Source organism: Paraburkholderia sp. (assembly GCF_050742655.1).
GTDB lineage: Bacteria > Pseudomonadota > Gammaproteobacteria > Burkholderiales > Burkholderiaceae > Paraburkholderia.
On sequence record NZ_JBOIGG010000002.1, the window covers coordinates 523387 to 549970 of the forward strand.

24 protein-coding genes are annotated in these 26584 nt (G+C 63.8%); 16 read left to right on the forward strand and 8 right to left on the reverse strand.

Features of this window, described 5'->3' with window-relative positions; translation table 11 throughout:
• The first annotated feature begins 17 nt into the window (after positions 1-17).
• From ACREXZ_RS04930 to ACREXZ_RS04945, 4 genes are all read left to right on the forward strand, one after another.
• Entirely contained in the window at positions 18-1115 is a 1098-nt protein-coding gene (locus tag ACREXZ_RS04930; RefSeq protein WP_431762911.1) for an ABC transporter substrate-binding protein, read from the forward strand.
• Between the two features lie 118 nt (positions 1116-1233).
• Positions 1234-3018, forward strand: a complete 1785-nt coding sequence (locus ACREXZ_RS04935) for an ABC transporter permease (RefSeq protein ID WP_431762912.1) — start codon at positions 1234-1236, stop codon at positions 3016-3018.
• Positions 3011-4078: an ABC transporter ATP-binding protein gene (locus ACREXZ_RS04940; RefSeq protein ID WP_431762913.1), complete on the forward strand. Its 1068-nt coding sequence runs from the start codon at positions 3011-3013 to the stop codon at positions 4076-4078. The genes ACREXZ_RS04935 and ACREXZ_RS04940 overlap by 8 nt, the downstream gene beginning before the upstream one ends.
• A 93-nt stretch (positions 4079-4171) precedes the next feature.
• The gene (locus tag ACREXZ_RS04945) at positions 4172-5248 is read left to right on the forward strand and encodes a porin (RefSeq protein WP_431762914.1); all 1077 of its coding nucleotides are present in this window, start codon (positions 4172-4174) and stop codon (positions 5246-5248) included.
• A gap of 30 nt (positions 5249-5278) precedes the next feature.
• On the opposite strand, the gene ACREXZ_RS04950 is transcribed toward ACREXZ_RS04945, so the two are convergent.
• The 7 genes from ACREXZ_RS04950 to ACREXZ_RS04980 all read right to left on the reverse strand — a co-directional run bounded on the left by ACREXZ_RS04950 (position 5279) and on the right by ACREXZ_RS04980 (position 11583).
• Positions 5279-5548 (reverse strand): Txe/YoeB family addiction module toxin, encoded by a 270-nt coding sequence (locus ACREXZ_RS04950; RefSeq protein ID WP_431762915.1) that lies wholly within the window; start codon positions 5546-5548, stop codon positions 5279-5281.
• Entirely contained in the window at positions 5545-5805 is a 261-nt protein-coding gene (locus ACREXZ_RS04955) for a type II toxin-antitoxin system Phd/YefM family antitoxin (RefSeq protein ID WP_431762916.1), read from the reverse strand. The genes ACREXZ_RS04950 and ACREXZ_RS04955 overlap by 4 nt, the downstream gene beginning before the upstream one ends.
• 197 nt (positions 5806-6002) lie before the next feature.
• Positions 6003-6944, reverse strand: a complete 942-nt coding sequence (locus ACREXZ_RS04960; protein ID WP_431762917.1) for a choline ABC transporter substrate-binding protein — start codon at positions 6942-6944, stop codon at positions 6003-6005.
• 23 nt (positions 6945-6967) lie between these two features.
• The gene (locus ACREXZ_RS04965; RefSeq protein ID WP_431762918.1) at positions 6968-7957 is read right to left on the reverse strand and encodes a GlxA family transcriptional regulator; all 990 of its coding nucleotides are present in this window, start codon (positions 7955-7957) and stop codon (positions 6968-6970) included.
• Between the two features lie 105 nt (positions 7958-8062).
• Positions 8063-8965 (reverse strand): choline ABC transporter permease subunit, encoded by a 903-nt coding sequence (gene choW / locus ACREXZ_RS04970; RefSeq protein WP_431762919.1) that lies wholly within the window; start codon positions 8963-8965, stop codon positions 8063-8065.
• Complete coding sequence (locus ACREXZ_RS04975) at positions 8958-10127, reverse strand: quaternary amine ABC transporter ATP-binding protein (RefSeq protein ID WP_431762920.1); 1170 nt, start codon at positions 10125-10127, stop codon at positions 8958-8960. Before ACREXZ_RS04975 ends, choW begins: the two co-directional genes overlap by 8 nt.
• Positions 10128-10557: 430 nt before the next feature.
• Entirely contained in the window at positions 10558-11583 is a 1026-nt protein-coding gene (locus ACREXZ_RS04980; RefSeq protein ID WP_431762921.1) for a succinylglutamate desuccinylase/aspartoacylase family protein, read from the reverse strand.
• Between the two features lie 417 nt (positions 11584-12000).
• On the opposite strand from ACREXZ_RS04980, the gene ACREXZ_RS04985 reads away from it, so the two are divergent.
• The 5 genes from ACREXZ_RS04985 (at position 12001) to ACREXZ_RS05005 (ending at position 16985) form a co-directional block, all read left to right on the forward strand.
• Complete coding sequence (locus tag ACREXZ_RS04985; protein WP_431762922.1) at positions 12001-12696, forward strand: NADPH-dependent FMN reductase; 696 nt, start codon at positions 12001-12003, stop codon at positions 12694-12696.
• A gap of 337 nt (positions 12697-13033) precedes the next feature.
• On the forward strand, positions 13034-13249 hold the full coding sequence (locus ACREXZ_RS04990; RefSeq protein ID WP_431762923.1) for a transcriptional regulator: 216 nt from the start codon (positions 13034-13036) through the stop codon (positions 13247-13249).
• Between the two features lie 267 nt (positions 13250-13516).
• On the forward strand, positions 13517-14971 hold the full coding sequence (iaaH, locus tag ACREXZ_RS04995) for an indoleacetamide hydrolase (protein ID WP_431762924.1): 1455 nt from the start codon (positions 13517-13519) through the stop codon (positions 14969-14971).
• Positions 14972-14974: 3 nt separating this feature from the next.
• Positions 14975-15790 carry a CDP-diacylglycerol diphosphatase gene (locus ACREXZ_RS05000; protein WP_431762925.1) on the forward strand — a complete coding sequence of 272 codons (816 nt, stop codon included), beginning with the start codon at positions 14975-14977 and terminating at the stop codon, positions 15788-15790.
• A 187-nt stretch (positions 15791-15977) separates the two neighbouring features.
• Positions 15978-16985, forward strand: coding sequence for a fatty acid desaturase (locus ACREXZ_RS05005; protein WP_431762926.1), 1008 nt, complete (start codon positions 15978-15980; stop codon positions 16983-16985).
• Positions 16986-17003: 18 nt separating this feature from the next.
• On the opposite strand, the gene ACREXZ_RS05010 is transcribed toward ACREXZ_RS05005, so the two are convergent.
• Positions 17004-17351, reverse strand: coding sequence for a hypothetical protein (locus ACREXZ_RS05010; protein ID WP_431762927.1), 348 nt, complete (start codon positions 17349-17351; stop codon positions 17004-17006).
• 246 nt (positions 17352-17597) lie between these two features.
• On the opposite strand from ACREXZ_RS05010, the gene ACREXZ_RS05015 reads away from it, so the two are divergent.
• The 7 genes from ACREXZ_RS05015 to ACREXZ_RS05045 all read left to right on the forward strand — a co-directional run bounded on the left by ACREXZ_RS05015 (position 17598) and on the right by ACREXZ_RS05045 (position 26573).
• Complete coding sequence (locus ACREXZ_RS05015) at positions 17598-19229, forward strand: ATP-dependent acyl-CoA ligase (RefSeq protein ID WP_431762928.1); 1632 nt, start codon at positions 17598-17600, stop codon at positions 19227-19229.
• Positions 19230-19304: 75 nt separating this feature from the next.
• Entirely contained in the window at positions 19305-20639 is a 1335-nt protein-coding gene (locus ACREXZ_RS05020) for an MFS transporter (protein ID WP_431762929.1), read from the forward strand.
• A gap of 2 nt (positions 20640-20641) precedes the next feature.
• Entirely contained in the window at positions 20642-21811 is a 1170-nt protein-coding gene (locus tag ACREXZ_RS05025) for a thiolase family protein (protein WP_431762970.1), read from the forward strand.
• Complete coding sequence (locus ACREXZ_RS05030) at positions 21808-22116, forward strand: Zn-ribbon domain-containing OB-fold protein (RefSeq protein ID WP_431762930.1); 309 nt, start codon at positions 21808-21810, stop codon at positions 22114-22116. The genes ACREXZ_RS05025 and ACREXZ_RS05030 overlap by 4 nt, the downstream gene beginning before the upstream one ends.
• A 47-nt stretch (positions 22117-22163) precedes the next feature.
• Positions 22164-23282 carry a porin gene (locus tag ACREXZ_RS05035; protein WP_431762931.1) on the forward strand — a complete coding sequence of 373 codons (1119 nt, stop codon included), beginning with the start codon at positions 22164-22166 and terminating at the stop codon, positions 23280-23282.
• Between the two features lie 67 nt (positions 23283-23349).
• Positions 23350-24258 carry a LysR family transcriptional regulator gene (locus tag ACREXZ_RS05040; protein WP_431762932.1) on the forward strand — a complete coding sequence of 303 codons (909 nt, stop codon included), beginning with the start codon at positions 23350-23352 and terminating at the stop codon, positions 24256-24258.
• Between the two features lie 134 nt (positions 24259-24392).
• Positions 24393-26573: a thiamine pyrophosphate-dependent enzyme gene (locus ACREXZ_RS05045; protein WP_431762933.1), complete on the forward strand. Its 2181-nt coding sequence runs from the start codon at positions 24393-24395 to the stop codon at positions 26571-26573.
• The last annotated feature ends 11 nt before the right edge of the window (positions 26574-26584 follow it).

The following is a 26584-nucleotide window of genomic DNA, read 5'->3' on the forward strand; positions in this document are numbered from 1 at the left end:
TTTCTCTGGAGACAGATGTGCCGATCTTCCTGAAATCCTTCGCCGTCGCGTTGTCGCTCACCACCATCTGCGCGAATGCCGCGCCAGTACAGCTTCCCGCGGGTTATCCCGACAATTATCAGACCATCGTCGACGCTGCCCGGAAGGAAGGCAAGCTGATCGTCTACTCGGCAACCGATACCTCCGTGGTACGTCCAGTCATCAAGGATTTTGAAAGCCTCTACGGCATCAAGGTCGAGTACCACGACATGAACAGCACCGAGCTGTACAACCGTTTCATCAGCGAAAACGCGGCGAGCAGCACGAGCGCCGACGCGCTGTGGAGTTCGGCGATGGACCTGCAGGTGAAGCTCGTCAACGACAGTCTGATGGCGGCCTACGACTCGCCTGAAACGAAGAATCTGCCCGCGTGGGCGCAGTACCAGAAGCAGGCGTACGGCACGACGTACGAGCCGCTCGCGATCGTCTACAACAAGCGCCTCATGCCCTCAGCCGATGTTCCGCAGACGCGTGCCGACCTGATCCGTCTGCTGCAGACGCAAGGCGATCGCTTCAAGGGCAAGGTCACGACCTACGACATCGAGAAATCGGGTGTCGGCTTCAACTATCTGACGCAGGATGCGCGCGTGAACCCGCAGGTCACGTGGGATCTGGTGAAGGCAATCGGCGCGACCGGCCCGAAGCTGCAGTCGAGCACCGGCGCGATGATGGAACGCATCTCGTCGGGCGAGAACCTGATCGGCTATAACATCCTCGGCTCCTATGCATTCGCGAAGGCGAAGAAAGACCCTTCGATCGGCTATGTGTACCCGAAGGACTACACGCAGGTCGTGAGCCGTCTCGTGACGATCTCGAAGAAGGCGGAGAACCCGAACGCGGCGAAGCTGTGGGTCGACTATCTGTTGTCGCGGCGCGGCCAGACGATCCTCGCGAACCAGGCGAACCTGTTCTCGATCCGTGCGGACGTCGACGGCGAAACGTCGATGGCGGGCATCACGAAGCAACTCGGCGATTCGCTGAAACCGATCCCGATCGGCGCGGGGCTGCTGGTCTATCTCGACCAGTCCAAACGGCTCGAATTTCTCAAGCAATGGCAGCAGGCGATCAAGCGCTAGGCGACGCATGAGCAACGCCTAAGCCCGCTACCGCGTTCGCGCACGCCACCCGCGCGAACGCCTGAATCCACCATTCAATTCGATCGACATGCGGCTCGCGCGCCGCAGGGGAACACTCATGCCTTCATCTGGCGCAAGCGTGCGTCGCGACGGGTCGCTGCGATCCGGCGGCCTCGACAGCACACCCAGCGGCACGATCGGTGCGCTACCGCGCGGTGGCCTGCGCCCGTTCGCCGGACTGCTGCGCTGGCTCGTCCTCGCGGTGCTGACGGTTGCGGTCGCGTTGCCGCTCGGCTTCATCGTGTTCCAGAGTCTGCTGAACGCGCCGTTCTTCGACGCGAAACGCAGCTTCGGCATCGCCGGCTTCGAGTTCATCTTCACTGATCCCGACTTCTGGTCCGCGCTGACGAACTCGTTCACGATCGCGGCCGGCATGCTGTTCATTTCGATCCCGCTCGGCGGCGTGCTGGCGTTCCTGATGGTCCGCACCGACCTGCCCGGCCGTCGCTGGCTCGAACCGCTGCTGCTGACGCCGGTCTTCGTGTCGCCAATGGTGCTCGCGTTCGGTTACGTGGTCGCGGCCGGCCCGGTCGGCTTCTATTCGGTGTGGTGGAAGACGCTGTTCGGTGTGGCCGATGCACCGTGGAGCGTCTACTCGATTCTCGCGATCACGGTAATTGTCGGTCTCACGCATGTGCCGCACGTGTACCTGTATTCGTCGGCGGCGCTGCGCAATCTCGGCTCCGACGTCGAGGAAGCCGCGCGCATTTCCGGCGCGCGGCCGCTGCGCGTCGCACTCGACGTGAGCCTGCCGATGACGATGCCCGCACTGCTGTTCGCCGGCGTGCTGGTGTTCTTTCTCGGCTTCGAGGTATTCGGCCTGCCGCTCGTGCTCGGCGATCCCGAAGGCCATCTCGTGCTCGCGACATACCTGTACAAGCTGACCAACAAGCTCGGCGTGCCGTCGTATCACCTGATGGCCGCGGTCGCCGTATGCATCGTCGCGATCACATTCCCGCTGGTGCTGCTGCAGCGGCGTCTCCTGAAAAGCGCGAACCGCTTCGTCACCGTCAAGGGCAAGGCCGGCCGTCAGACCGTATTGCCGCTCGGCGCATGGCGTTGGATCGCACTCGCGATCGTCGCGCTGTGGCTGCTGCTGACGGTGTTCGTGCCGATCTCCGGCATCGTGCTGCGCGCGTTCGTCACGACGTGGGGCGAAGGCGTGAACCTGCTCGAGGTACTGACGCTCGCACACTTCACCGAACTGTTCGAACAGGACAACCTGGTCCGCGCAATTTTCAACACGCTCGGCATCGGCGTGATCGGCGGCGCGCTCGCGGTCGGCTTCTACACGCTGGTCGCGTTCGCCGGCCATCGGCATCACGACTGGGCGACGCGTGTACTCGACTACCTCGTGCTGCTGCCTCGCGCGGTGCCCGGCCTGCTCGCCGGCCTCGCGTTCCTGTGGATCTTCCTGTTCATCCCCGGCCTGAAGGAACTGAAGAACTCAATGTGGAGCATCTGGATCGCGTACACGGTCGTGTGGCTCGCGTACGGGATGCGGCTGATCCAGAGTGCGCTGATGCAGGTCGGTCCCGAACTGGAGGAAGCCGGCCGCAGCGTCGGCGGCACGCGTGCGCGCGTGAGCCTCGACGTAACGCTGCCGCTGGTGCGCTTCGGCCTGCTCGCCGCGTGGCTGCTGATCTTCATGATCTTCGAGCGCGAATACTCGACCGCGGTCTATCTGCTGTCGCCGGGCACCGAGGTGATCGGCTCGCTGCTGGTGTCGCTGTGGGCGGCCGGCGCGGTCGATCAGGTCGCGGCGCTTTCTGTCATCAACATCGCGATGGTCGGCGCCGGACTCGGCGTGGCGTTGCGCTTCGGAGTGAAACTGCATGGATAAACTCTCGGTCGACAATCTCCTTCTCAGCTACGGCGCGACTCCGATTCTCAAAGGCGTGTCGTTCGAACTGAAAGCGGGCGAAGTGGTGTGCCTGCTCGGCGCGTCGGGCAGCGGAAAAACCACGCTGCTGCGCGCGGTCGCTGGACTCGAACAGCCGTCGGCGGGCCGCATCCAGCTCGATTCGCAAGTGTTCTTCGACGGCGACACGCAGACCGATCTGCCGGTCGAGCAACGCTCGCTCGGCCTCGTGTTCCAGTCGTATGCGCTGTGGCCGCATCGCACTGTCGCCGAGAACGTCGGCTATGGACTGAAGCTGCGGCGCGTCTCCACTGCCGAAACAAAACAGCGCGTGCAACACGCGCTCGATCAACTCGGACTCGGCCATCTCGCCGCGCGCTATCCATATCAGCTGTCCGGTGGCCAGCAGCAGCGCGTTGCGATTGCACGCGCGTTGGTCTACAACCCGCCGGTCATCCTGCTCGACGAACCGCTATCGAATCTCGACGCGAAGCTGCGCGAGGAAGCGCGCGCGTGGCTGCGCGAGCTCATCGTGTCGCTTGGTCTGTCGGCTCTGTGCGTGACGCACGACCAGACCGAGGCGATGGCAATGTCCGATCGCATCCTGCTGCTGCGCAATGGACGCATCGAACAGGAAGGCACGCCGGCCGAACTCTACGGGGCGCCGCGTTCGCTCTATACGGCCGAATTCATGGGCAGCAACAACCGGATCGACGCGCAGGTTACGTCCGTTGACGGCGAACGCGTGACGCTTGCCGGCGACGGCTGGCAACTCGAAGCACGCGCACGCGAAAGCCTCAGTGCGGGGCAACCCGCGCAGGCGGTGATCCGGCTGGAGCGCGTACAGGTCGCCGACGCGCCCGGCGCCAATCGACTGCGCGCGGAACTCGTCACGTCGATGTATCTCGGCGATCGCTGGGAATACCTGTTCCATTGCGGCGCGCTGCGGCTGCGCGCGTTCGGTCAGGTGCCGCGCGCGGCTGGTGAGCACTGGCTCGAGTTTCCGGCCAACGATTGCTGGGCGTTCGCGCAGGCGAGCTAGACGCGGTTCGTCGAACCAGTACGTGAGAAGCAGTGCAACGAAGTGAGGCAGGAAAGCGAAAAAGCAGTTTCAACACAACTACCGGAGATCGCAATGAAGTGGAGTTTGACCAAAGTCGCATTCGGCATGTCGTGCGCGGGGATGGCGTGCATCGGCGGCGCCGCACACGCGCAGTCCAGCGTGACGTTGTACGGAATCGTCGACGCAGGCGTCGAATACGTTAATCATGCGGGCGCCGACGGCGGCGCCGCACGGCTCGTGTCGGGCGGCAAGAACACGTCGCGCTGGGGTCTGCGCGGCGTCGAGGATCTGGGTGGCGGTCTGAAGGCGGTCTTCCAGCTGGAAAGCGGCATCAATATCGCGAACGGCACGCTGGACGACAGCTCCGGCGCCCTCTTCGACCGGCGCGCGACGATCGGCCTGAAGAACCGCTTCGGCCAGTTGACCCTCGGCCGTAACTTTACCGTCACCTACGACTACATGCTGCCGTTCGACCCGATGGGTTACGCGCCGAACTACTCGTGGGCAACGTCGTCGACCGCGAGCGGCAACCGCAAGGATGGTTTGTTCTCGCGGTCGTCGAACGCGGTGCGCTACGACGGCGAATTCTCGGGCTTCAAGTTCGGCGCGATGTACGGCTTCGGCAACGTGCCGGGCAGTCTGAAATCGAGTTCGAAGTACGACTTCGCGATCGGCTACGGCAACGGTCCCTTCGCGGCCGTCGTCACGTTCGACCGTCAGAACGGCGCGAACGACAGCGTGACGCCCGCCGACACCACGAACTACATCCAGGGTATCCACGCCGGCGTCAGCTACGACTTCGGCGCGGCGAAGGCGATGGCCGGCTACCGTAACTACCGGCGCACGTTCAATACGGCGAGCGCCACGTTGCGCAGCGACATGTACTGGATCGGTGGTCTGTATGAATTCACGCCGTACTTCACGCTGTACGGCGCCGTCTACCACCAGGACATCAAGGACGGTAACGACGCCGACCCGACCTTGTTCTCGCTGCGCGCGCAGTACGCATTGTCGAAGCGCACGGTGCTGTACGTGTCAGGCGGTTATGCGATGGCACGGCACGACCAGAAGGTCAGTCTGTCGCGCGATCTGACCGGCGCATCGGATACGCAGACTGGTGTGACCGCGGGGGTGCAGCACCGCTTCTGATCGCTATGGTGGGCTACGCGGCACTCCCCATCAAGCCTGATAGTGGTACCGGCACGAGATGATACTGATCTGGTCGTCATCCGCCTCGTACACGAGGCGGTTCGTATCGTCGATACGGCGGGACCAGAAACCTGAAAGATTCTCCTTCAGCGGCTCGGGTTTGCCGATGCCTTCAAACGGCGTGCGCTGCGCGTCGCGAATGAGCTGGTTGATGCGTTTGAGGGTCTTGCGATCCTGTCCCTGCCAGTAGACGTAATCCTCCCACGCGTCGGGCGTAAACAGCACACGGCGCGCTGTCATTCATCGTCCTCAGCCAGCTTGCGCTCCTTCGCCTTGCCTTTGCGCAACTGCGCGATCGAACGTTCGAGGTGCGCAACGTTCGCCGGTGAGCGCAGCAGGTGAACGGTTTCCATCAGGCTGTCGTAAAAATCCTGCGACATGATGACGGCATTTGGCGCATCGCGGCGCGTGATGAGCGTCACGTCGGCATCGTCGACGACCTGGTCGATCACGGTTTTCAGGCTGCCACGCGCGTCGGAAAAATGAACGGTACGCATTGGAGTGCTCCATATGTACTTTAGCCTGTACAAGTTTAGCGCAGGTCGGTTGACATGTACAGCATTCCGTACATGTCAGCACGACTCCCGCATCCCGTGGCCAAAAAAACAAAAGGGCGTAAAACGCAGCCTTCCGGCCCGCTTCACGCCCCTTCGACCGGCGCATCGCAACGACACGCCGCACGCACACCGTCACATCAATGCGCCGCGATATACGCCTTCACCGCCGGCAGGCCGGCCTTGCCGTCGAGCGTCGTCACACCCGCAAGCCACTGATCGAGCACCTGCGGATTCGTCTTCAGCCAGTCGAGCGCGGCCTTGTTCGGGTCAGTCTTGTTCATGATCGGCACCATCACGTGGTTTTCGATCGCGGTCGTGAAACGCAGATTCGACACGAGCTTCGCCGCGTTCGGGCAGCGTGCCGCGTAGTCGGGCGGCGTCGCGGTGAACACCTTCGCTTCGCCATAGTTAGGCCCGAACACGTCGTCGCCGCCGCTCAGATAATCGATCTTCATCTGCACGTTCATCGGATGCGGTTCCCAGCCGAGGAACACGATCCACTGCTTTTCGCGGATCGAGCGGTTCACCTCGACCAGCATGCCCGCCTCGCTCGACTCGACCATCTTGAACTTGCCGAGTCCGAACTGGTTCGCGTCGATCATCTTCTTGATCAGCGCGTTGCCGTCGTTGCCCGGCTCGATCCCATAGATCTTGCCGTTCAGCTTGTCCGCGTACTTCTGGATGTCGGCGAACGTTTTCAGGCCGCCGTTGTACACGTAGTCGGGCACCGCGAGCGTGTATTTCGCGCCGGTCAGATTCGGCGTCGCCAGTACCTTGATCGTGCCGGCCTTCACGAACGGCGAGATGATCGGGTCCATCGTCGGCGCCCAGTAGCCGAGGAACACGTCGATCTGCTTGCTCTTGATCCCGGCAAACGTGATCGGCACCGACGCAATGGTTTTCGTCGGGTGGTAGCCCAGCCCTTCGAACACCGTCGACGCGAGCCCGGTGGTCGCGGCGATGTCGGTCCATCCGACGTCCGCGAACCGTACGTCGCGGCACACCGCGGGATCGGCCGCGTGAGCGGACATGGCGGCAAGTCCAAGCGTACAGGCAGCGACCAGCAATTTCTGTTTCATGGTTTCTCCTCGAGTTTTTCTTGCTAGTGGGGTTGGCGCCGCTCGACGCTCGGCGCATGCCCGAATTGCGCGCGATACGCCTTGCTGAAATGGCAGGGGGAATGGAATCCGCACACCGCGGTGACGCGCGCGATCGACGCGTCGGTCGTGCGCAGCAGGTCACGCGCGCGGCGCAGCCGCAGCGACAGGTAGTAATGCGTCGGCGATACGCTCAGATAGACCTTGAACATGCGCTGCAGATGCCGCTGCGACAGTTGCACGAGCCGCGCGAGTTCTTCGAGCGACAACGGCTCTTCGATATTCGCTTCCATCAGGCGCACCACTTCGATCAGCTCGGCACGCGAAAATCCGACCCGCGCGTCGACGGGAATCGGCTGCGGATCGCTCGCGCTGCGAATGCGCTCGAGGATGAACTGCTCGGACACCTGTGCGGCGAGATTCTGCCCAAGACGGTTGCTCACCACATGCAGCATCAGATCGAGCGGCGCGGTGCCGCCAGTGCAGGTCAGGCGGTCGCGATCGATCACGAACAGTTCGTCCGCGAAGTGCACGCGCGGAAATTCCTTGTGCAGCGCGGACAGATCCTCCCAATGCACCGTGCAGCGATAGTCGTCGAGCAGCCCCGCGGACATCAGCGCGTACGCGCCCGTGCAGATGCCGCCAAGCGGCACGCCCTGCTGCGCGACGTCGCCGAGCAACGTCTTGATGTTCGCATCGACCGCGCTGCGGATCTGCGTGCCGCCGCAGACGATCAGCACGTCCGGCATACCCGCTTCTTCGAGCGTGCGCGTCGGCCGCACCGCCATGCCGTTGCTCGCGCGCACGGGGGCGCCGTCCGGTGTGAGGACGGACCACCGGTAATGCTGTGCGCGGCCGACGTAGTTCGCCATGCGCAGCACTTCGATCGCGCTCGTAAACGCGATCATCGAAAAACTCGGCAGCGTGAGAAACCCGAAATGCGCAAGACCCGACAACGGCGATTCAGTCGTGGCGGACGTCACGTCGCTCTCCATGATGCACACGGTATGTTTTTGGCACGAAGACCGAGGCCTTCGCGTAACCTGGTGAAACCGCTGGCGCTCCGCGTGCATGGAAACCGCGGAAGCGCTGCGGCAAAATCAGCTTTGCGTGGCCGGTTCAGCGCGACGCACGCGCATCACGTTACGCAGGCCAGCGAAACGCGGTGCGTTCGCGGTGCCTGGTGTCCGGCCGAAGCTCTCGGTAATACGGTCCAGAATGATCGCGAGCAGCACGACCGACAGGCCGCTTTCGAAGCCGAGCCCGATGTCGAGACGCTGGATGCTGGCGAGCACATCGTTGCCCAGACCGCCCGCGCCGACCATCGACGCGATGATCACCATCGACAGCGCCATCATGATGGTCTGGTTGACGCCCTGCATGATCGACGGCAGCGCGTTCGGGAACTGCACCTTGTAGAGCAGCTGCCACGGCGTGCAGCCGAATGCCTGCCCCGCTTCGACGATCTCGCGATTCACGTGGCGGATGCCGAGGCTCGTCAGACGCACGGCCGGCGGCATCGCGAAGATCACCGTCGACAGGATGCCCGGCACGCGGCCAAGGCCGAACAGCATCGCGGCCGGAATCAGGTAGACGAACGCGGGCATGGTCTGCATCAGGTCGAGAATCGGTCGCACGATCATCGACACATGTTTGTTCTTCGCGGTCCAGATGCCGAGCGGAATACCGAGCACGAGGCTGATCAGCGTCGACGAGAACGTGAGGCCGAGCGTGATCACCGTCTGGTCCCAGAACCCGGTCGCGTAGATCAGCAGCAGCGACAGCGTCGCGAAGAGTGCAAAGCGCCAGCCCACCCGCCAGAGTCCGATGCCGATGAAGAACGCCATCAGCGCCCACATCGGGATCGCCTGCAGGCTGTGCTCGATCAGCGCGGCGAAGCTCTCGATCGCCTTGCCGATCGCATCGAACGTGCTCGCGTCGTGATCGAGCAGGTAGTGAACGGAATCGTCGACCCAACGGCCAAGTGGAATGATCTCAGACATGGGAACCTCGACTGCGCGTGAGAACCTTAAGGACGACGGCGCGATCGACCGAGCCGCAGTAGCAGCCGTCGTCGTCGACGACCGGCAGCGCGGTCGCGCTCGCGCACACACGCGACACCACGTGATCGAGCGACGCCCCGAGCGAGATGCATTCGATCTTGCGCAGATCCGGCGTCTCGTTGCCGATCGTGTCGCGCGTCACGAAACCGCGAATGCGGCGCTCCGCGTCGAGCACGAACGCACATTCGGCGCTGCCGTTCAGCGACTCCGCGACACTCGACGCATCGAGATTGCGCACGAGCGGCACTTCGTTGGTCTGCATCATGTCGCCGGCCGTCAGATAGCGGCTCGTATCGACGCCTTCGAAAAACGCGCGGACGTAATCGTCGGCGGGGTTGGCGATGATGTCCTGCGGCGTACCGATCTGCACGACGCGGCCACCTTCCATGATCGCGATGCGGTTGCCGATGCGCAGCGCCTCCTCGAGATCGTGCGACACGAACATGATCGTGCGCCGCTGGTTCTTCTGCAGTTCCAGCAGCACGTTCTGCATTTCCTTGCGCTTGAGCGGATCGAGTGCGGAAAACGCCTCGTCCATGATCATCAGCGACGGGTTCACCGCAAGTGCGCGCGCAAGACCGACGCGCTGCTGCATGCCGCCCGACAGTTCCGCGGGCAGCTTCTGCGCGAACGGTGCGAGGCCGACCTGCTCGAGCACGTCGAGCGCGCGTTTCTCGCGTGCCTTGCGGCCCATGCCGGCCACTTCGAGACCGAACGCCGCGTTCGACAGTACCGTACGCTGCGGCATCAGTGCGAACGACTGGAACACCATACTCATGTCGGTGCGGCGCAGCGCGGTCAGCTCGGAGCGACGCACGGCGGCAACGTCGCGGCCGTCGATGAGTACCTTGCCCGCGGTCGGTTCGACAAGCCGGTTGATCAGACGGATCAACGTCGATTTGCCGGAGCCCGACAGGCCCATCAGCACGAAGATTTCGCCTTCCTGCACCTCGAAGGACACGTCGTGGACGCCGACCACGTGACCGGTCTTTGCAAACACCTCGTCCTTGGTGGAGCCACCCGCCAGCATGTCGAGCGCGAGCCGGGGATTGGCTCCAAATACCTTACATAATCCTTCGACCACGACCTTAGGGGAATTCATTGACTCCATCTCCTCGTGGTGCAGGCGCCGGCCCGCACAGTGTGCATACATGGTTGCCAGAAAAAACCCCGACTAGCCGACTAATTCCGACAGACGCTTGCGAAAATGCGACACGGGTAGAAAAGCGCGGACGTTAGCGGAAGACGCAGAGCCTTGCAGCATAAGGCTCGACGGCGATGGTGCAGTGCACTGCGACGCGACGGCGATGTCGCGTATGGAAAGATCGGCGTCCAATTGGGCGGATCGGTGTGCGGGGCGGCTGGGTTGCCAGCCGGAGAGGCAGTACCCGTATGGCTTTGGTGGCAAACGCGATGGATCGCCGGCTACCCCGACCGTGCCTTTCGAGCGGGGGCGCGCATTCGATGATCCATCGACGAGCAGCCGATTCAGGCGCGACTCATGCGCACCGCGAAGACCAGGTGACGCAGTTTCAGCGATAGCGAGGGTCGTCCTCAGCGAGGTGGAACACACAGTCGCCGCGCCGCACCGAGGCCTGGACGCGCCGGCAAGCCACTTCGCCATCGCCGTCGAAGTACAGGGTAACGGGTTCGCGCAGCGGCGTATCGGGGAAGTGAATGCGCGCCGCCGCCTGCCCTTTGACCACGCGCTCGCCGAGTTCGACGAGCGGCTCGACCACGCCTTCGTCGTACGCGTAGACGTAGTGATGCGGTCCCTCGACACGCATGAACCGCGTTTGCGCAGGCGGCTGCGCAGGCACGATCGAACCGTGCAGCACGCCGACGAAGCCGAGAAAATGCAGCAACCCGTCGCGCCCGTCACGAATCAGCTTCGCGTTCGACATCCCCGCGCCGCCCAGTTCGGTCACGATCGAAATCGCGCCCTGCCTGCGCGCGGCGGCCGAACCGGTCACCGGGTTCAGCGGATGCAGGAATGCCTTCGGCAAACCGAACGCCGAGAGCAGTGCCTTCACGCGCACGGCCTCTTCGGCATCGCGCGGCTCGATCGCGAGCATGTTCGCGCCGTCGTACAGCAGCGAACTGCCACCCGAATGCAGATCGACCAGATAGTCCGCGCGCGCGAGCAGCGTGTTCTCGATGTAGTCGGCGATCACCTGGGTCGGCGTGCCTGCGGAATCGCCGGGGAAGCTGCGATTCAGGTTGCCTTCGTCGAGTGGCGAAGTACGCGTGCCCGCTGCGGCCGCCGGGAAATTCGCCATCGGCAGCAGGATCAGCTGGCCGCTCACGTGCTGCACGTCGATCTCGCGAATCAGCTGCGATACGATAATCTGCCCTTCGTATTCGTCGCCGTGATTGCCGGCCATCACGAGCACGACCAGACCGTCGCCGTTGCGGATCGACGCGACCGGCAGCGGAATCCAGCCGTATGCCGAGCGGTGCACGGAATGCGGCAGCCGCAGATAGCCGGTGTGCTTGCCCTGTGCGTCGAGATCGATTTCGCTGCGGATCGGATTGGTGGCCGGGCGGGGAGTCGTCATGTCGTTGCCTGTGGTTGCCTGCGGTTGCGCAGGAAAGGCCCCTATCGTAACGACTCGTAGCGACGAATGCACGGGACAGGAAGAGAAGGCATTGCAAACGCAAAGCACAAAAAAGAGCCCCGGTATCGCCGATGCCGGGGCTCAATCCCATGTCAAGGAGTTGTCATGGAGGAGACGGTTCGATCATAGCGGTGCGACCGGCTGTGCTTCAACGAATCCTTTCCGATAAGCATATCGAAGCATCGGTGCGCAGCATCGTGCATCGCCATCGCCCAGCGCGATAACCCTCCTTGCGTATATCGTTATCAGAATAAGTCGGTTCCGGCTGCTACCATCGGTCACTAAGATGGCGGTTCAATGGCAGTTCCGCGCACAGCCCTGCGCGCCGCTGGCCGCCGCTCACGAAGGAGCATTCAGTTGACCAGTTTCGATCATCATCGCCGGCCACACGTGCCACTTGTTATCGGTATCGGCGGTACGACGCGCGCCGCGTCGTCGACCGAGCGTGCCCTCGGTTTCGCGTTGCGCGGCGCCCAGGAAGCCGGCGCGCGCACGCGCCTGTTCGGCGGCGAATTCCTGCACAGCCTGCCGCACTACGCACCCGAAAGCACACAGCGCACCGCCGGACAGCTGGAGCTGATCGAAGCGGTCCGCGAAGCCGACGCACTGATCATCGCGACGCCCGGTTATCACGGCGGCGTTTCGGGTCTCGTGAAAAATGCGCTCGACATGCTGGAAGAACTGCGCGCCGACGAACGTCCGTATCTCGACGGCCGCGCGGTCGGCTGTATCGTCACCGCGTATGGCTGGCAGGCGGCGGGCTCGGTGCTCACGTCGCTGCGCTCGATCGTGCACGCACTGCGCGGCTGGCCCACGCCGTTCGGCGCCGGCATCAATACGCTCGAAACCCGCTTCGACAGTGTGGACACCTGCTCCGATCCGAAGGTCGTCGAACAGCTCGCGACGGTAGGCCGCCAGGCTGCCGAGTTCTCGCTCGTGTTCGGTAAGCACCGGCAGTCGGGACAGAGCGCCACCCAGGGCGCGACGGGCTCTGCCGATGCGTCGGCGGCTACTGATTCACGCCCGGCACGCCTGCTGTCGCTCGCCAGCTAACCAGCAACGAGAGCCCAACGAGCGGCCCACGCCGCTCCACTGCAGCACCCTTCCCGCCAGCCTGCCACCGGCAACGGTCCGCCTTCGGGCGAACCCCTCGCGTCGCGTACGCCAGCCAACAGACCGCCCGAGGTCTGCGACGGATAGTCGACCCAATGCATCCCGCAGCATCACTGCCGAATCCGTGAAGACCGTTCCTGGCCGCACGTGATTTGCTTGCGACGAAAGATTGGTTCACCCGGCACGCACCACCTTCTACGCTGGTGCCTGCCCGCTTACTCTCCGATCGTCGACATGCGTGTTCCTACGCAACGCGGGCACGATCATCGCGACGACCATGAATCGACACATCCATTACAAGGGCTATGAAGTCGCCCCGGCGGCACAGCGGCTGCCGAACGGTCTCTTCGCCGCCAACCTGACTATCGAGAAGGCCACGGCAAACCCGGGCCACGCGTATTCGTTCGACGCACTCGACTACTTCTTCGACGAAGAACACGCGCTCGCGTACGCGTCCCGCTGGGGACGCATGTGGATCGACAACCGGCAATAACGCACGCCGGAACGGCGTGGCCGGTTGCTGCGACCGCGACGACGGGTTGTGACAGAATAGGCGCGGTATCCAGATCGCCTTTTTTGTCCGCCATGTCCGACACATTCACAGACATCGCAGAACGCATTCAGATCGGTTCCGACGCGCACAGGCAGAGGTTCTGCCGCATGCTGCCCGACATCCATCATCCCTCATAATCGACTGGCCGGCGCTGATCCGCTTCGCGCCTCACGCCACGCTTCATGAAGAAATAACGGAACCCCGCTCATGGCCCTGACCGTCGACGAACAGCTCGCCCTCACCGCAACCGAAGCGGTCGCGGCCATTCACGCGGGCCGTCTGCTGGCCACCGACTACGTCGCCACGCTACTCGCGCGCGCGGCCGCACTCGAACAGCTCAACGCGCTGACCGCCCTCGCGATGGAAGGTGCGCTCGAACAGGCACGGCGCATCGACGCGCTGACGCCCGACGAGCGCTTGCGTCTGCCGCTCGCGGGCTTGCCCGTCGTCATCAAGGACAACATCAATACGCGCGGTCTGTTGACCTCCGCCGGTACGCCCGCACTCGACGGCTTCATCCCCGAGCGCGATGCACCGTCGGTGCAGAAGCTGCTCGACGCGGGCGCGATCGTGCTCGGCAAGGCGAACATGCACGAACTCGCGCTCGGCATCACCAGCACGAATTTCGCGCCGCACGCCGGCCCTGTGCGCAATCCGTACGACCCGAGCCTGATCCCGGGCGGTTCGTCGGGTGGCACTGCGGCGGCCGTGGCTGCGCGCATCGTGCCCGCCGGCCTCGGCACCGACACCGGTGGCTCGACGCGGATTCCGGCCGCGCTGACCGGGATCGCGGGCTTCCGTCCGTCGGTCGGCGACGGCGGAGCCGAGCGCCGCTATCACGACCCCAACGCCGTCGTACCGATCGCCCACACGCGCGACACGGTCGGTCCGATGGCGCGCACCGTCGAGGACGTCGCGCTGCTCGACGGCGTGATCACCAGCGACACCACGTTGCCCACGATCGATCTCGCGCAGTTGCGGATCGGTCTGCCGGCACCGCTGTGGGAAGGTCTCGCGAAGTCGGTCGAAGCGGTCGCGCGCGACGCGGTGACGCGGCTCGAAGCGGCCGGCGTCACGTTCGTTGCGGTCGATATGCCGCAACTGCTGCCGCTCAACGCGCAGGTCGGCACGGCAATCGCATTGCATGAGCCGCGCGAGGATCTGAGGGCGTGGCTCGTCGCGAACCGCGCGCCGGTGCAGACCGTCGAGGAAGTCGCCGCCCTCATCGCGAGCCCGGACGTCCGCGGTGCATACGACCTGATCGTCACCGACCGCTTCGGCCCGCTGTATCACAACGCACTCACCGTCTCGCGGCCGCAGCTTCAGCAGCACTATGCGCAGACGTTCGCCGCGCACCGGCTCGACGCGCTGCTGTTTCCGACCACCTGCCTCGCCGCCGTACCGCTCGACGAAATCAACGGGTCGTCCACCGTGTCGATCGACGGCGGCCCACCTATCGATGAAATGAACGCGTACCTGCGCAATACCGATCCGGCCAGCAATGCGGGTATCCCTGGCCTGTCGCTGCCTGCCGGTATGACGCGCGAGCATCTGCCGGTCGGTATCGAACTCGATGGGCCTGCGGGCAGCGACCGCCGTCTGCTCGCAATCGGCATCGCGTTCGAGCGGCTACTCGGCTCACTGCCCGCGCCGGTGCTCTGACCGATGCGCGCCATCCTCACGAAGCACCTTTCTTCTCTATTGAACCCGGGTCGTCGTAGCGGTCCCGCATGGGCCGCGGCACTCGGCTGTGCATTCGCAATCGTCGCGGCGGTTGCGGGCTGTGCGAAGCTCGCTGGCGTCGACCACGACGCGCTGTGGAAGATCGTCGATCTGCAATGCGTGCCTGCCGCGCAGGCCGGCACCGGCAGCCAGTGCGCGCAGGTCGATCTGCAGCGCCACTACGCGATCCTGAAGGACATCTCGGGCAAGGCGCAGCATCTGCTGATCCCAACGGACCGCGTGACCGGCATCGAAAGCCCGGCGATCCTCTCTGCGAATCTGCTGCCGTACTGGAGCGATGCGTGGACGTCGCGACGCTTCGTCGAGATCTCGGTTAAACAATCGCTCGCCGACAATCAACTCGGTATCGAGATCAACTCGCAGTTCCGGCGTTCGCAGGATCAGTTGCACATTCATATCGACTGCATGCGCGCCGACGTGACCGATGCGCTCGCGCGGCATCGCGACGATACGCCCGGCACCTGGCGCTGGGACACGGTCGATGGAAAGCGCTACCGCATCATGCGGGTGACGTCGCTCGATGGCGTGGACGATCCGTTCCGGATCGTCGCGCGCGATCACGATACGACGCAGGCGATGGCGATCCAGACCATCCTCGTGACCGGCGCGGGCACGTCAGCCGCACGCGATGGCTGGTTGATCGTCAACAGCGATCTCGCTCTCGATCAAGGCACCGGTACGGCCGAAGGTCTGCTCGATCATGCGTGCCGGGTCGCTCGTCCTGCCGCGGTGTCGTAGAGAAAACCGCGCCGCCGCGGCTTTCCATACAGCCGCACAAGCATTGCTCAACAAATTGGTTCTGCGCCGCGCGGTCAGTCGATAGGATCGGTCCTGTTGCGCGTCCGGGCTTTGCCCGTGTGTTCCCTGAACTGCCTGAACGATCTGCCGTTACGCCACCGGCATCCGGGCCTGACCGATCAAGCCGATGGCGATCTACCTCGACGACAACCAGCGCAGCGCACTCGACCGTCTTCGTTCCAGCTGGACCTGGCGCACCGAGTGGCCCACGTGGCTGTTGATCGTCGCGATCTACGGCGGATGGTTCGGCATCGCGACGCATGCGCGCACACTCGGATTGCCGCTGACGGTCGCCTTGCTCGCGGTGTTCAGCACGTGGTACCTGTCGCTGCAGCATGAGCTGCTGCACGGTCATCCCACCCGTTCACGACTAATCAATGGCCTGCTCGGCTTCGCACCGCTCGGCGTGTGGTTTCCGTACGGCATCTATCGCGAAGCGCATCTTCGGCATCACGACGATACGCACCTGACGCATCCCGAACTCGATCCCGAAAGCTATTTCGTCGGCGGTGAAACGTGGCAAAACGCCGGCACTCCGTTGCGCGCGTTGCTGCTCGCGCGCAATACGTTCGTGGGACGCCTGCTGCTCGGGCCGGTCTTCTCGATCGCCGCGACCACGACGGATGCGCTGCGCAAGATCGCCGCCGGCGATCTGCGCGACGTGCCGGTGTGGCTCGCGCACGGCGTGGCGCTCGCCGCGCTGATGATGTGGCTCGATCGCTTCTGCGGCATTTCGGCGTGGCTGTTCGTCATCGGCGTCGGCTATCCGTCGCTCGCAATCGCGTCGGTGCGATCGTTTCACGAGCATCGCATTGCGCATACGCGCGAACATCGGACGGTGATCAACGAAGCGGGTGTGCTGTGGCGGTTACTGTTTCTGAACAACAACTACCATCTGGTTCACCACGACTTGCCGCATGTCCCGTGGTTTGCGCTGCGGGGTGTCTATGCAGCCTCGCGACAGCAATACATCGAGCGCTCTGGAGGGTTTCTGGTGAACGGCTATAGCGAATGGGCAAGGTTCTACACCGTTGCTCCGGTTGCCCATCCGGTGCATGACTATCGGCCCGTCGAAGCTCACTCACCCGCTACGGCTAAACGTGAAGCCGAAAGCCAAACCCTGCAAGCTCCATGAGCATGCGATCGGCGACAGTCAATTCGCCGCGGGGACTTTCGCGCTTTCGGCACGGCATGCGCTTTTCATGCGCGCATAGAGCTGTTGCGCCGTGACCTGGCTCCCGTACGTGGTATCGATGCTCTCGTGCAGACTCTCCTTGTAATCGTCGGGAGCGCGCATCGGCGTAATGACGGCGTCCAGCCGTGCATGCGCTTCGTTGACGGGAACATGATCGTCACGCCATTGCGCGGCGGCCGACTCGGTCTGGGCCACGAGATAGCATTTTTGCTGCTGCGACATTAACGACAGCGCGGGTCCCATGCTGTCGTACTGGTATTTCTGGGTCGCACACCCCGTCAGGAGCATTGCGCCGGCAAGCACCACACTGAATCCTCTATGCATTGTGACTCCCCGAAATGCGGTCAACCCGCTTGATTGTCTGATGTGTAGCATACCGTAAGCGCATCTGTTACTGCCTGCCGTCAAAGAAGCCCTCCAGACCCCCACAACCCGGGCCAGCACCTCCGCCGAAACATCCGCGACGCTGATGAAGCGGATAAATTTGATGAATTTGACAGATATTCGACGCAAAACCTAGACTGGCCCGAATGAATCTGAAGTGGGGACCAGATGGACACCGTCCATACGCAGGGTGCGCTCGATATCGCCACGCGGTCGCATGACGCGACCGCAAAGACGTTGCCGGCACTACTCGCCGCACGTGTTGCACGCGATGCCGACGGCCCGCTGTTCTCCGATCGCATGACGAGCTGGAGTGCCGCACAGGCAATCGACATCGCCGCACGTCGTGCAGGTGCGCTCGCGGCCCACGGCGTACAGCGCGGCGATCGCGTCGTCCTCCTTTGCACCAACCGCTGCGAGTTCATCGAGACGCTGCTCGGCTGCGCGTGGCTCGGTGCCATCGTCGTGCCGGTCAATACGGCTTCACGCGGGCTTCAACTCGAACACATCCTGCGCAATTCCGGCGCGCGGCTGGCGATCGCGGAGACGCATCTCGCCGATGCGCTGCTGCGTACCGAAGATCGCACGTTGCCGCTGCAAACGATCTGGCTCGTTGGTGATGCCGACGCCAACGTGCTAACACCCTCGCACATAAACTGCATGCAGATGCCCGAACGGGCAGCCGAACCGTTACCGGCCGCCCCGCTAACGGACGGCGATCCGCTTGCGATCCTCTATACGTCCGGCACCTCTGGGTTATCGAAAGGCGTGGTGTGCCCGCACGCGCAGTTCTACTGGTGGGGTGTGCACACGGCGAACAATCTCGACGTGAAAGCAGGTGACGTGCTCTATACGTGCCTGCCGCTGTTTCACACCAATGCGATGAACAGCTTCTTTCAGGCGCTGATTCGCGATGCGCAACTCGTGGCCGATCGCCGTTTCTCGGCGAGCGGTTTCTTCGACGCGCTGATCGCGACGCGAGCCACGGTGACCTTCGTGCTCGGCGCGATGGTGCCGATCATGCTCGGCCGTCCGGTGTCGTCGCAGGAGCGCGCGCATCGGGTGCGGATCGCGCTCGCGCCCGGCGTACCCGCCGAGGCACAACAGGAGTTCACCGCACGCTGCGGGATCGCGCTGCTCGACGGCTATGGCTCGACCGAAACGAACTTCGTGATCGGCGGAGGCATCGATACGCAACGCCCCGGCTACATGGGCAAGCTCGCGAGCGGTTTCGATGCGCGCGTGGTCGATGAAAACGATCAGCCGGTACCCGACGGCGTCGCAGGCGAACTGATCCTGCGCGCCGACGAGCACGATGCATTCTCGAGCGGCTACTTCGGGATGCCCGACAAAACCGTCGAAGCGTGGCGCAGTCAATGGTTTCACACCGGCGATCGGATCGTGCGCGAAAGCGACGGCTACTTCCGCTTCGTCGACCGGCTGAAGGATGCGATCCGCCGTCGCGGCGAAAATATTTCGTCGTATGAGGTCGAACAGGTGCTGCTCAGTCATCCGGCCGTCGAGACCGCCGCGGTCTTCGCAGTGCGCTCGGAACTCGCTGAAGACGAAGTCATGGCCGCGCTCGTATTGCGCGCAGGCGAGGCTCTCGAGCCGCTCGACCTGATCCGTTACTGCGAACCACGGCTGCCGTACTTCGCGGTGCCTCGCTACCTCGACTTCGTCAGCGATCTGCCGCGCACCGAGAACGGCAAGATCCAGAAATACAAACTACGCGAGGCCGGTGTGACGACCACGGCGTGGGATCTGGAAACATCCGGTTATCGACTCGCGCGCGCCTGATCTCACTGCTCGACCGCGTCGATTCTTTTGCATCACCTCATTTCGGTGCCGCGTCCCCGGCACTCAGGAGGCAGCATGGCAAGCACGCATCCCCTTCCGGTCGCCAGCGCGGCTGCGCCGCCAGTCGATCGCAAGGCGTTGCGCCGCGTGGTCGCAGCATCTGTCGCCGGCAACGCGCTCGAGTGGTATGACTTCTTTCTGTACAGCACGGCCGCCGCGCTGGTGTTCGGCGAGCTGTTCTTTCCGAAGGGCACGAGTCCGCTGCTCGGTACGCTCGCTGCCTTCGCCGGCTTCGCGGTCGGCTTCGCCGCGCGGCCGATCGGCGGCGTGCTGTTCGGCCATCTCGGCGACCGCTACGGCCGCAAGGGCGCGCTTGTCTGGACCCTGTCGATCATGGGCGGCGCGACCTTCCTGATCGGTCTGCTGCCGACCTACGCGCAGGCCGGCCTGTGGTCGCCGCTGCTGTTGCTCGTGCTGCGCGTGTTGCAGGGCGTGGCCTCCGGCGGCGAATGGGGCGGCGGTGTGCTGATGATCAGCGAGTCGGCGCCGCCCGAGCAACGCGGCTTCTACGCGTCGTGGAGTCAGATCGGTGTCGGCGGCGGCTTCGTGTTGTCGGCCGCGGTGTTCTTCATCGTGCAGATGCTGCCGCACGCGGAGTTCATGGCCTGGGGTTGGCGTGTGCCCTTCCTGCTGTCGATCGGGATCTTCGGTATTGGCGTCTATATCCGCTCGACGCTGCCTGAAAGCAATGACTTCGCGAAAGCCGAGGCAGCGGGCAGGACAACACGGATGCCCGTGCTCGAAGTGATCCGTACGCATCCGAAAGCGATTCTGATCGCGATGGGTCTGCGTGTCGCGGAGAATGGCGGTTCGTACATCTTCCTCGCGTTCTCGCTGGTTTACGGCCGGTTCATCGGCATTTCCAGCTCGATCATGCTGGCGGGCGTGATGGTGTCGATGACCGTCGAACTGGCGATGATGCTGTTCTGGGGACGTCTGTCGGACAAGATCGGCCGCAAGCCCGTCTACATGATCGGCGCGGTCGGCTTGATTCTGGTCGCGTTCCCGTTCTTCATGCTGCTCGACACGAAAGCGCCCGCGCTAATCTGGCTCGCGTTCCTGCTCGGCAATCCGGTCTGCCACGGCGCGATGATCGGTACGCAGCCGAGTCTGATGGGCGAGCTGTTCAGCACGGAGGTTCGCTATTCCGGCATGGCGCTCGGCCACGAGATTGCATCGGTGTTCGCCGGCGGTTTGTCGCCGCTCGTCGCAACTGCGCTGCTCGCGAAATATCACGCGCCTTGGCCGGTCGCGTTGATGTTGATCGCGATGGGTATGATCACCGTGATCGCGTTGCTGTGCGCACGCGAAACGTCGCCGCACGCGGCACGTGAACGTCCGGGAGCGTGATGATGCAACCCAGTGGATTCGATGGCGTGTCGATCTGCGGCGGCGTGGAAGTGCCCTACCGTCGCCAGGCGCCGGCCGGCACGACCGGCGATCTGCTCGCTCAGGCTTATATCGCCGCGCTCGAGCAATCCGGCTTCGCGCCGCGGGAGGTCGACGGGCTCGGCGTTGCGTCGTTCACGCTCGCGCCGGATCATGCGATCGACGTGGCGTGGCGCCTTGGCTTGTCGCCGCGCTGGTGTATGGACGACTGTCACGGTGGCGCGAGCGCGCTGAATCTGTTGCAGCATGCCGCGCGTGCGATTCAGTGCGGCGACGCGAACGTGATCGTGCTGGTGTCCGGCGACCGCTTCGAGCCCGCCGATTTCCGTCAGCTCGTCGATCACTACAACCTGACCACCCGAACGTGGCTGAGGCCGCTCGAAAGCGGCGGTCCGAATGCGTTGTTCGCGATGCACACGCAGCAGCACATGCAGCGCCACGGACTCACGCGCGCGGACTACGGCGCGTTGTGCTGCGCGCAGCGCGAATGGGCTTCGCGCAATCCGCAGGCGGTCTACCGTTCGCCGCTCACACTCGACGACTATCTCGACGCCCCGCTGATCGCCGATCCGCTCGGCCGCTTCGACTGCGTGCCGGTTGTCAGCGGCGCGAACGCCGTGGTGCTCGCTCGCGCCGACCTCGTGAAGGAGCGCCAGCGGGCTGTTGCAATCCGCGCATTGCGCTGCGGCTACAACCCCGACCATCAACAGGGCGATGGCCTGCAGACGTCGCTCGGGACGCTGGCGCCGGCGCTCTGGCGGGACGCGGCTACGACGCCAGAAGCGATGGATCTGGTTTCGGTCTACGACGACTATCCGGTGATGGTCCTCGTGCAGCTCGCCGACCTCGGCTTTGCGCCGGACGGCGATCTGCGCGCGCTGATCGCGAGGATCGCGTCGGGTGCGCTGCCGGTGAATACGTCGGGTGGACAGTTGTCGGCGGGCCAGGCAGGCGCGGCCGGCGGCATGCACGGGCTCGTCGAAGCGATCACGCAGCTACGCGGCGCCGCCGGCGAGCGGCAGGTTGCGAACGCGCGACGTGCGCTGGTCAGCGGCTATGGGATGGTCGAGTATTGCTACGGGATGTGCGCGAATGCGGTGGTACTCGAAGCAACCGAAGGGGCTCCGCAATGAACCTCACCGTCTTCGAATGCACGCATTGCGGAACGACGTTGTTCCCTGCGCGCTATCTGTGTCCGTCATGCGGCGGCACGCAGTGGACCGAACGTATCGCCCGGCACGGCAAGATCGTGGCGGCAACGACGGTGCACCACCGGATCGCCGCGGCACAGCCAGGTCCGCTCTATCTGGCGAGCGTCGCGACCGACGCCGGCCCGATCGTGATCGCCCGTACCGAATCCGGCGTCCAGGTGGGCGATGCGGTAAGCGTCGTGCTCGACACACTACAGCGGATCGTTGCACACCGCGAGAGCAAGTAAGACAAAGTCTTAACCACCAACGCAAAGAACGCCCTCCGGGAGAAATCATGAGAAAAATTTCAATAGCTTTCTTTGGATTACTAATCAATATATCAGCGCATGCACAGAGCAACGTGACGATTTACGGCATCATCGACGACGGCCTCACCTGGTCGAGCAACCAGGGCGGACACAGCGCATGGCAGATGCAGAGCAGCATCTCGCAGGGCAATCGTTGGGGGATGCGCGGCGTCGAGGACCTGGGCGGCGGCACGTCCGCGATATTCCGGCTCGAGAATGGCTTTAACGTCAATACCGGCGCGTTGAGTCAGGGCGGACGTCTGTTCGGGCGGCTTGCCTACGTGGGGTTGGCCAACGACCGTTATGGCACGGTGACGCTCGGCCGGCAGGGCGAGGGAATCGGCGACTATATCGGTACGTTGTCGGCGAACGGCTCGCTGCCGGGCGGCATTCTGTTTCCGCACCCGGGCGATCTCGACAACAACGGCATCGATTTTCATTTGCAGAACGCGATCCGCTATGTGTCTCCGACCTTCGCGGGCTTAAGCGGAATGGCGATGTACAGTTTCGGCGGTATGGCTGGCGATTTCGCGCGCGACAGCGCGAAATCGTTCGCGTTGCAGTATCTCGCCGCCAATCTGCAGCTGGTCGGTGCGTACACGGAGATCGATCATCCGGCGACCGCCGTGACGGAAGGCGTCTGGACTCCGACGAACACGGTCGACGGCAACTACGGGCTCGCGGCCGGCAATTATCGCGTGTTCGGCCTCGGCGGCGCGTATACGTTCGGCAAGCTAAGGCTTAGCGCGGACTGGACCCACACGCAGTTCGGCGATCTCGATCCGGCGGTCGGCGCGAAAATCGGTGGCGCGGTTACGTTCAACATCGGCGAAATCGTCGCGAGCTATATGCTGACGCCCGCGTTGCAACTCGGCGTCGCGTACAGCTACACCATTGCTCACGTGGCGGAGACCGGCCAGGCACCGCATTATCATGAGATGGATGCGAGCGCCGACTACTTCCTGTCGAAGACGACCGACGTCTACGCAAGCGCAACTTATATGCGCGCGGGTGGCGGCGCAGTCGCGGACCTCGCACCGGTGCTCGCCGCGTCCAGTACGGCGAATCAGATCGCGCTGCGCATCGGCATTCGCAAGAAATTCTGACGGGCCGGCCGTGAGCCTTGCCGATCCCCACGCCTATAATGAGCCGACTCTTCGAACGGAGCCGGACTTGCTGGACTTCAACGACGTCGATCTCAATCTGCTGCGCGTGTTTCAGGCGATCCTCGAGGAACGCAGCCTCACGCGCGCCGGTCAACGCCTCGGGCTTTCTCAACCGGCAGTCAGCTATTCGCTCGGCCGGCTGAGGGCACTGTTCGACGACCCGCTGTTCGTCCGCACGACGGGCAGCATGTTGCCCACGCCCACCGCGTCGCAACTCGCGACGCCAGTCAATCGGGCGCTCGCGTCGATCCGCGAAGTCCTGCGGCACGGCAATCATTTCGATCCGGCCGCGAGTTCGCGCGAGTTTCATCTGTCGATGTCGGACCTCGGAGAACTGGTGTTCCTGCCGCTGCTGTGCGAGCGGCTGCAACGCTCGGCGCCCGGCGTGAGGATGACCGCACAACAGGTGCCGCTTGCCGACGTCGAAGACAAGCTGCGGCTCGGGCAACTCGACTTCGCGATCGGCAATATGCCGGCGCTGAAGGCAGCGACGCATCACGCGGTGCTCTTTCATGAGCCGTATGTATGCCTCACCCGCAAGCGCCCCAAACTCCCCAAAGGTACCCTGACGCGCGACGCGTTCCTCGCGATGCGACACGTGCAGGTCGAATCGAGCGAGAGCAGTCACCGCAACATCGAGCCTTCTCTTCAGGCCGCGGGGCTTTACCGTGACATCGCGTTGCGCGTCCCGCACTTCACCGTCGTGCCGCAGATCATCCAGCGTACCGACTGGATGGTCACGGTCCCTCAGCGCGTCGCAAAGCTGTTCAACGAGCGGGGCGATTTCGCGATCTACAGGATACCCGCCGACGTTCCCGAGGTCGAGGTCACCGTCCATTGGCACGAGACGTTCGATACCGACGAAGGCAATCGCTGGTTCCGCGCGCTGATCATCGATACGTTGCGCGAGGACTAAGCACACGCAGCCCCCCATCGCCATAAGGCCGGCTGATGAGCGGTCGCGAATTTGATTGATTCGATGAATGGACGTGCGTTCCCTATACTGATCCGAACAGGGTGCGTGGTGTGCATCGGAACATCGAGGAACTTATGGCGGAGCGCTCGTTTGTCGAGGAAGTGAAGAAGCTGCGGCTGGGTGCAGGCGAAGTGTTCAACGGCGAAGGCATTCTGGCGGTGACGAAGGCGCTGCTCGAATCCGGTATCGCTTACGTGACGGGTTATCAAGGCGCGCCGATTTCGCATCTGATGGATGTGCTCGCGGATGCACAAGACATTCTGAGCGAACATGGCATTCGCTTCGAGAACAGTGCAAGCGAAGCGAGCGCGGCGGCGGCGCTGTCGGCATCGGTCAACTATCCACTGCGCGGCGCCGTCGTGTTCAAGGCAACGGTCGGCACCAACGTCGCATCCGATGCGCTGGCGAATCTCGCGTCGGGCGGCGTGACCGGCGGCGCGCTCGTGATCGTCGGCGAAGACTACGGCGAAGGTTCGTCGATCATGCAGGAGCGTAGCCACGCGTTCGCGATGAAATCGCAGATCTGGCTACTCGATCCTCGCCCTAACCTGCCGTGCATCGTGCAGGCCGTGAAGGATGGCTTCGAACTATCGGAGGCGAGCCATACGCCGGTGATGATGCAGTTGCGCATTCGCGCCTGCCACCTTCATGGCCAGTTCGTCGCAGCGGACAATCGCCGCTCCGCTTTCTCGATTCGCGATGCGCTCGAACAGCCGCGTCGCGATGTGAGCCGGATCGTGCTGCCGCCCGCGAGCTTCCTGCATGAGCGCGAGAAGGTCGAGGAGCGCTGGCCCGCAGCAATCCGCTTCATCGAACAGCGCGGGCTCAACGAATTCTTTTCCACCGACACAGGCAACGTGGACGACGTCGGCATCGTCGTGCAAGGCGGTTCGTACAACACGGTATTGCGTGCGCTCGAGCGGTTGGGTCTCGCGGACGTGTACGGTGAAACGAAGATCCCGCTGTACGTAATGAACGTCGCCTATCCGCTGATCGACAGCGAATGGGAACGCTTCTGCACAGGCAAGCGCGCGGTACTCGTGATCGAGGAAGGACAACCGAACTTCATCGAGCAGAACGCGTCAGCGATCCTGCGTCAGTGCGGTTCCGGCACGGCACTGCATGGCAAGGACATGCTGCCGCTCGCGGGCGAATACAACGCGGCGGTGATGACGAAGGGGTTGCGCGCGTTTCTCGAGCGCTATGGCGTTGTCAAGCCGCAGCCTGCTCGCAGTAAAGTGATCCCGGTAGTCCCGGTAAGCGCGGAACAGGAGCACGACGCAACAGCGGCTCCGCCCCTCGACGAACACGTACACGCACGCCCCCCAGGCTTTTGCACCGGCTGTCCCGAGCGCCCTATCTTCACGGCGATGAAACTCGTCGAGCGCGAGCTCGGCCCTCACCATGTGAGCGCCGACATCGGCTGCCATCTGTTTTCGATCCTGCCGCCGTTCAACCTCGGCGCAACAACGATGGGCTATGGACTCGGCGGTGCCAGCGCAGCCGCGCTGAATGCACCGGACAGCAAACGCGCGATCGCCGTGATGGGCGACGGCGGCTTCTGGCACAACGGCCTGACGAGCGGCATTGCGAACTCAGTCTTCAACCGCAGCGACAACCTGACGATCGTCGTCGATAACAGCTACACGTCGGCGACGGGTGGGCAGGACATCCTTTCATCGACCGCGCGCAATGCGTCGCGCAGTACCGGCCATGAAATCGAAAAGGCCGTACGCGGTGTCGGCGTCGACTGGGTGAAGACCGTACGCCGCACCTACGATCTGAAGACGATGCAGGCCACGCTCAAGGAAGCGTTGACCACCCGCACGCCAGGCCCAAAGGTTTTGATCGCGCAAAGCGAATGCATGCTCAACCTGCAGCGGCGCGAACGCCCGAAGCAGCGTGCGGCGATCGCGGCAGGTCAGCGGGTCGTACGCGAACGCTTCGGCGTCGATTCCGATACGTGTACCGGCGATCACTCGTGCATCCGGCTGTCGGGTTGCCCGTCGCTGACGATCCGTCCGAACCCCGATCCGCTGCGTACCGATCCGGTCGCGAGCGTCATGGATAGCTGCGTCGGCTGTGGACTCTGCGGCGAAGTCTCGCACGCAGCAGTTCTGTGCCCGTCGTTCTATCGCGCGGAGATCGTCAGCAACCCGACCTGGTTCGACCGGCTGCGCGAGCGGATGCGTCACGCGGTGATCGGCTGGCTGCAGCAGCGCGACACGCGTCGTCGCGCGCGCTTCGCGTTCTGAATCGAGAGCGA

Bases quoted from the DNA above. Each gene is read 5' to 3' on its own strand.
- ACREXZ_RS04935 (WP_431762912.1), top strand. From the start codon at position 1,234: ATGCCTTCATCTGGCGCAAGCGTGCGTCGCGACGGGTCGCTGCGATCC.
- ACREXZ_RS04940 (WP_431762913.1), top strand. From the start codon at position 3,011: ATGGATAAACTCTCGGTCGACAATCTCCTTCTCAGCTACGGCGCGACT.
- ACREXZ_RS04945 (WP_431762914.1), top strand. From the start codon at position 4,172: ATGAAGTGGAGTTTGACCAAAGTCGCATTCGGCATGTCGTGCGCGGGG.
- ACREXZ_RS04950 (WP_431762915.1), bottom strand. From the start codon at position 5,548: ATGACAGCGCGCCGTGTGCTGTTTACGCCCGACGCGTGGGAGGATTAC.
- ACREXZ_RS04955 (WP_431762916.1), bottom strand. From the start codon at position 5,805: ATGCGTACCGTTCATTTTTCCGACGCGCGTGGCAGCCTGAAAACCGTG.
- ACREXZ_RS04960 (WP_431762917.1), bottom strand. From the start codon at position 6,944: ATGAAACAGAAATTGCTGGTCGCTGCCTGTACGCTTGGACTTGCCGCC.
- ACREXZ_RS04965 (WP_431762918.1), bottom strand. From the start codon at position 7,957: ATGGAGAGCGACGTGACGTCCGCCACGACTGAATCGCCGTTGTCGGGT.
- choW (WP_431762919.1), bottom strand. From the start codon at position 8,965: ATGTCTGAGATCATTCCACTTGGCCGTTGGGTCGACGATTCCGTTCAC.
- ACREXZ_RS04975 (WP_431762920.1), bottom strand. From the start codon at position 10,127: ATGAATTCCCCTAAGGTCGTGGTCGAAGGATTATGTAAGGTATTTGGA.
- ACREXZ_RS04980 (WP_431762921.1), bottom strand. From the start codon at position 11,583: ATGACGACTCCCCGCCCGGCCACCAATCCGATCCGCAGCGAAATCGAT.
- ACREXZ_RS04990 (WP_431762923.1), top strand. From the start codon at position 13,034: ATGAATCGACACATCCATTACAAGGGCTATGAAGTCGCCCCGGCGGCA.
- iaaH (WP_431762924.1), top strand. From the start codon at position 13,517: ATGGCCCTGACCGTCGACGAACAGCTCGCCCTCACCGCAACCGAAGCG.
- ACREXZ_RS05000 (WP_431762925.1), top strand. From the start codon at position 14,975: ATGCGCGCCATCCTCACGAAGCACCTTTCTTCTCTATTGAACCCGGGT.
- ACREXZ_RS05005 (WP_431762926.1), top strand. From the start codon at position 15,978: ATGGCGATCTACCTCGACGACAACCAGCGCAGCGCACTCGACCGTCTT.
- ACREXZ_RS05015 (WP_431762928.1), top strand. From the start codon at position 17,598: ATGGACACCGTCCATACGCAGGGTGCGCTCGATATCGCCACGCGGTCG.
- ACREXZ_RS05020 (WP_431762929.1), top strand. From the start codon at position 19,305: ATGGCAAGCACGCATCCCCTTCCGGTCGCCAGCGCGGCTGCGCCGCCA.
- ACREXZ_RS05025 (WP_431762970.1), top strand. From the start codon at position 20,642: ATGCAACCCAGTGGATTCGATGGCGTGTCGATCTGCGGCGGCGTGGAA.
- ACREXZ_RS05030 (WP_431762930.1), top strand. From the start codon at position 21,808: ATGAACCTCACCGTCTTCGAATGCACGCATTGCGGAACGACGTTGTTC.
- ACREXZ_RS05035 (WP_431762931.1), top strand. From the start codon at position 22,164: ATGAGAAAAATTTCAATAGCTTTCTTTGGATTACTAATCAATATATCA.
- ACREXZ_RS05045 (WP_431762933.1), top strand. From the start codon at position 24,393: ATGGCGGAGCGCTCGTTTGTCGAGGAAGTGAAGAAGCTGCGGCTGGGT.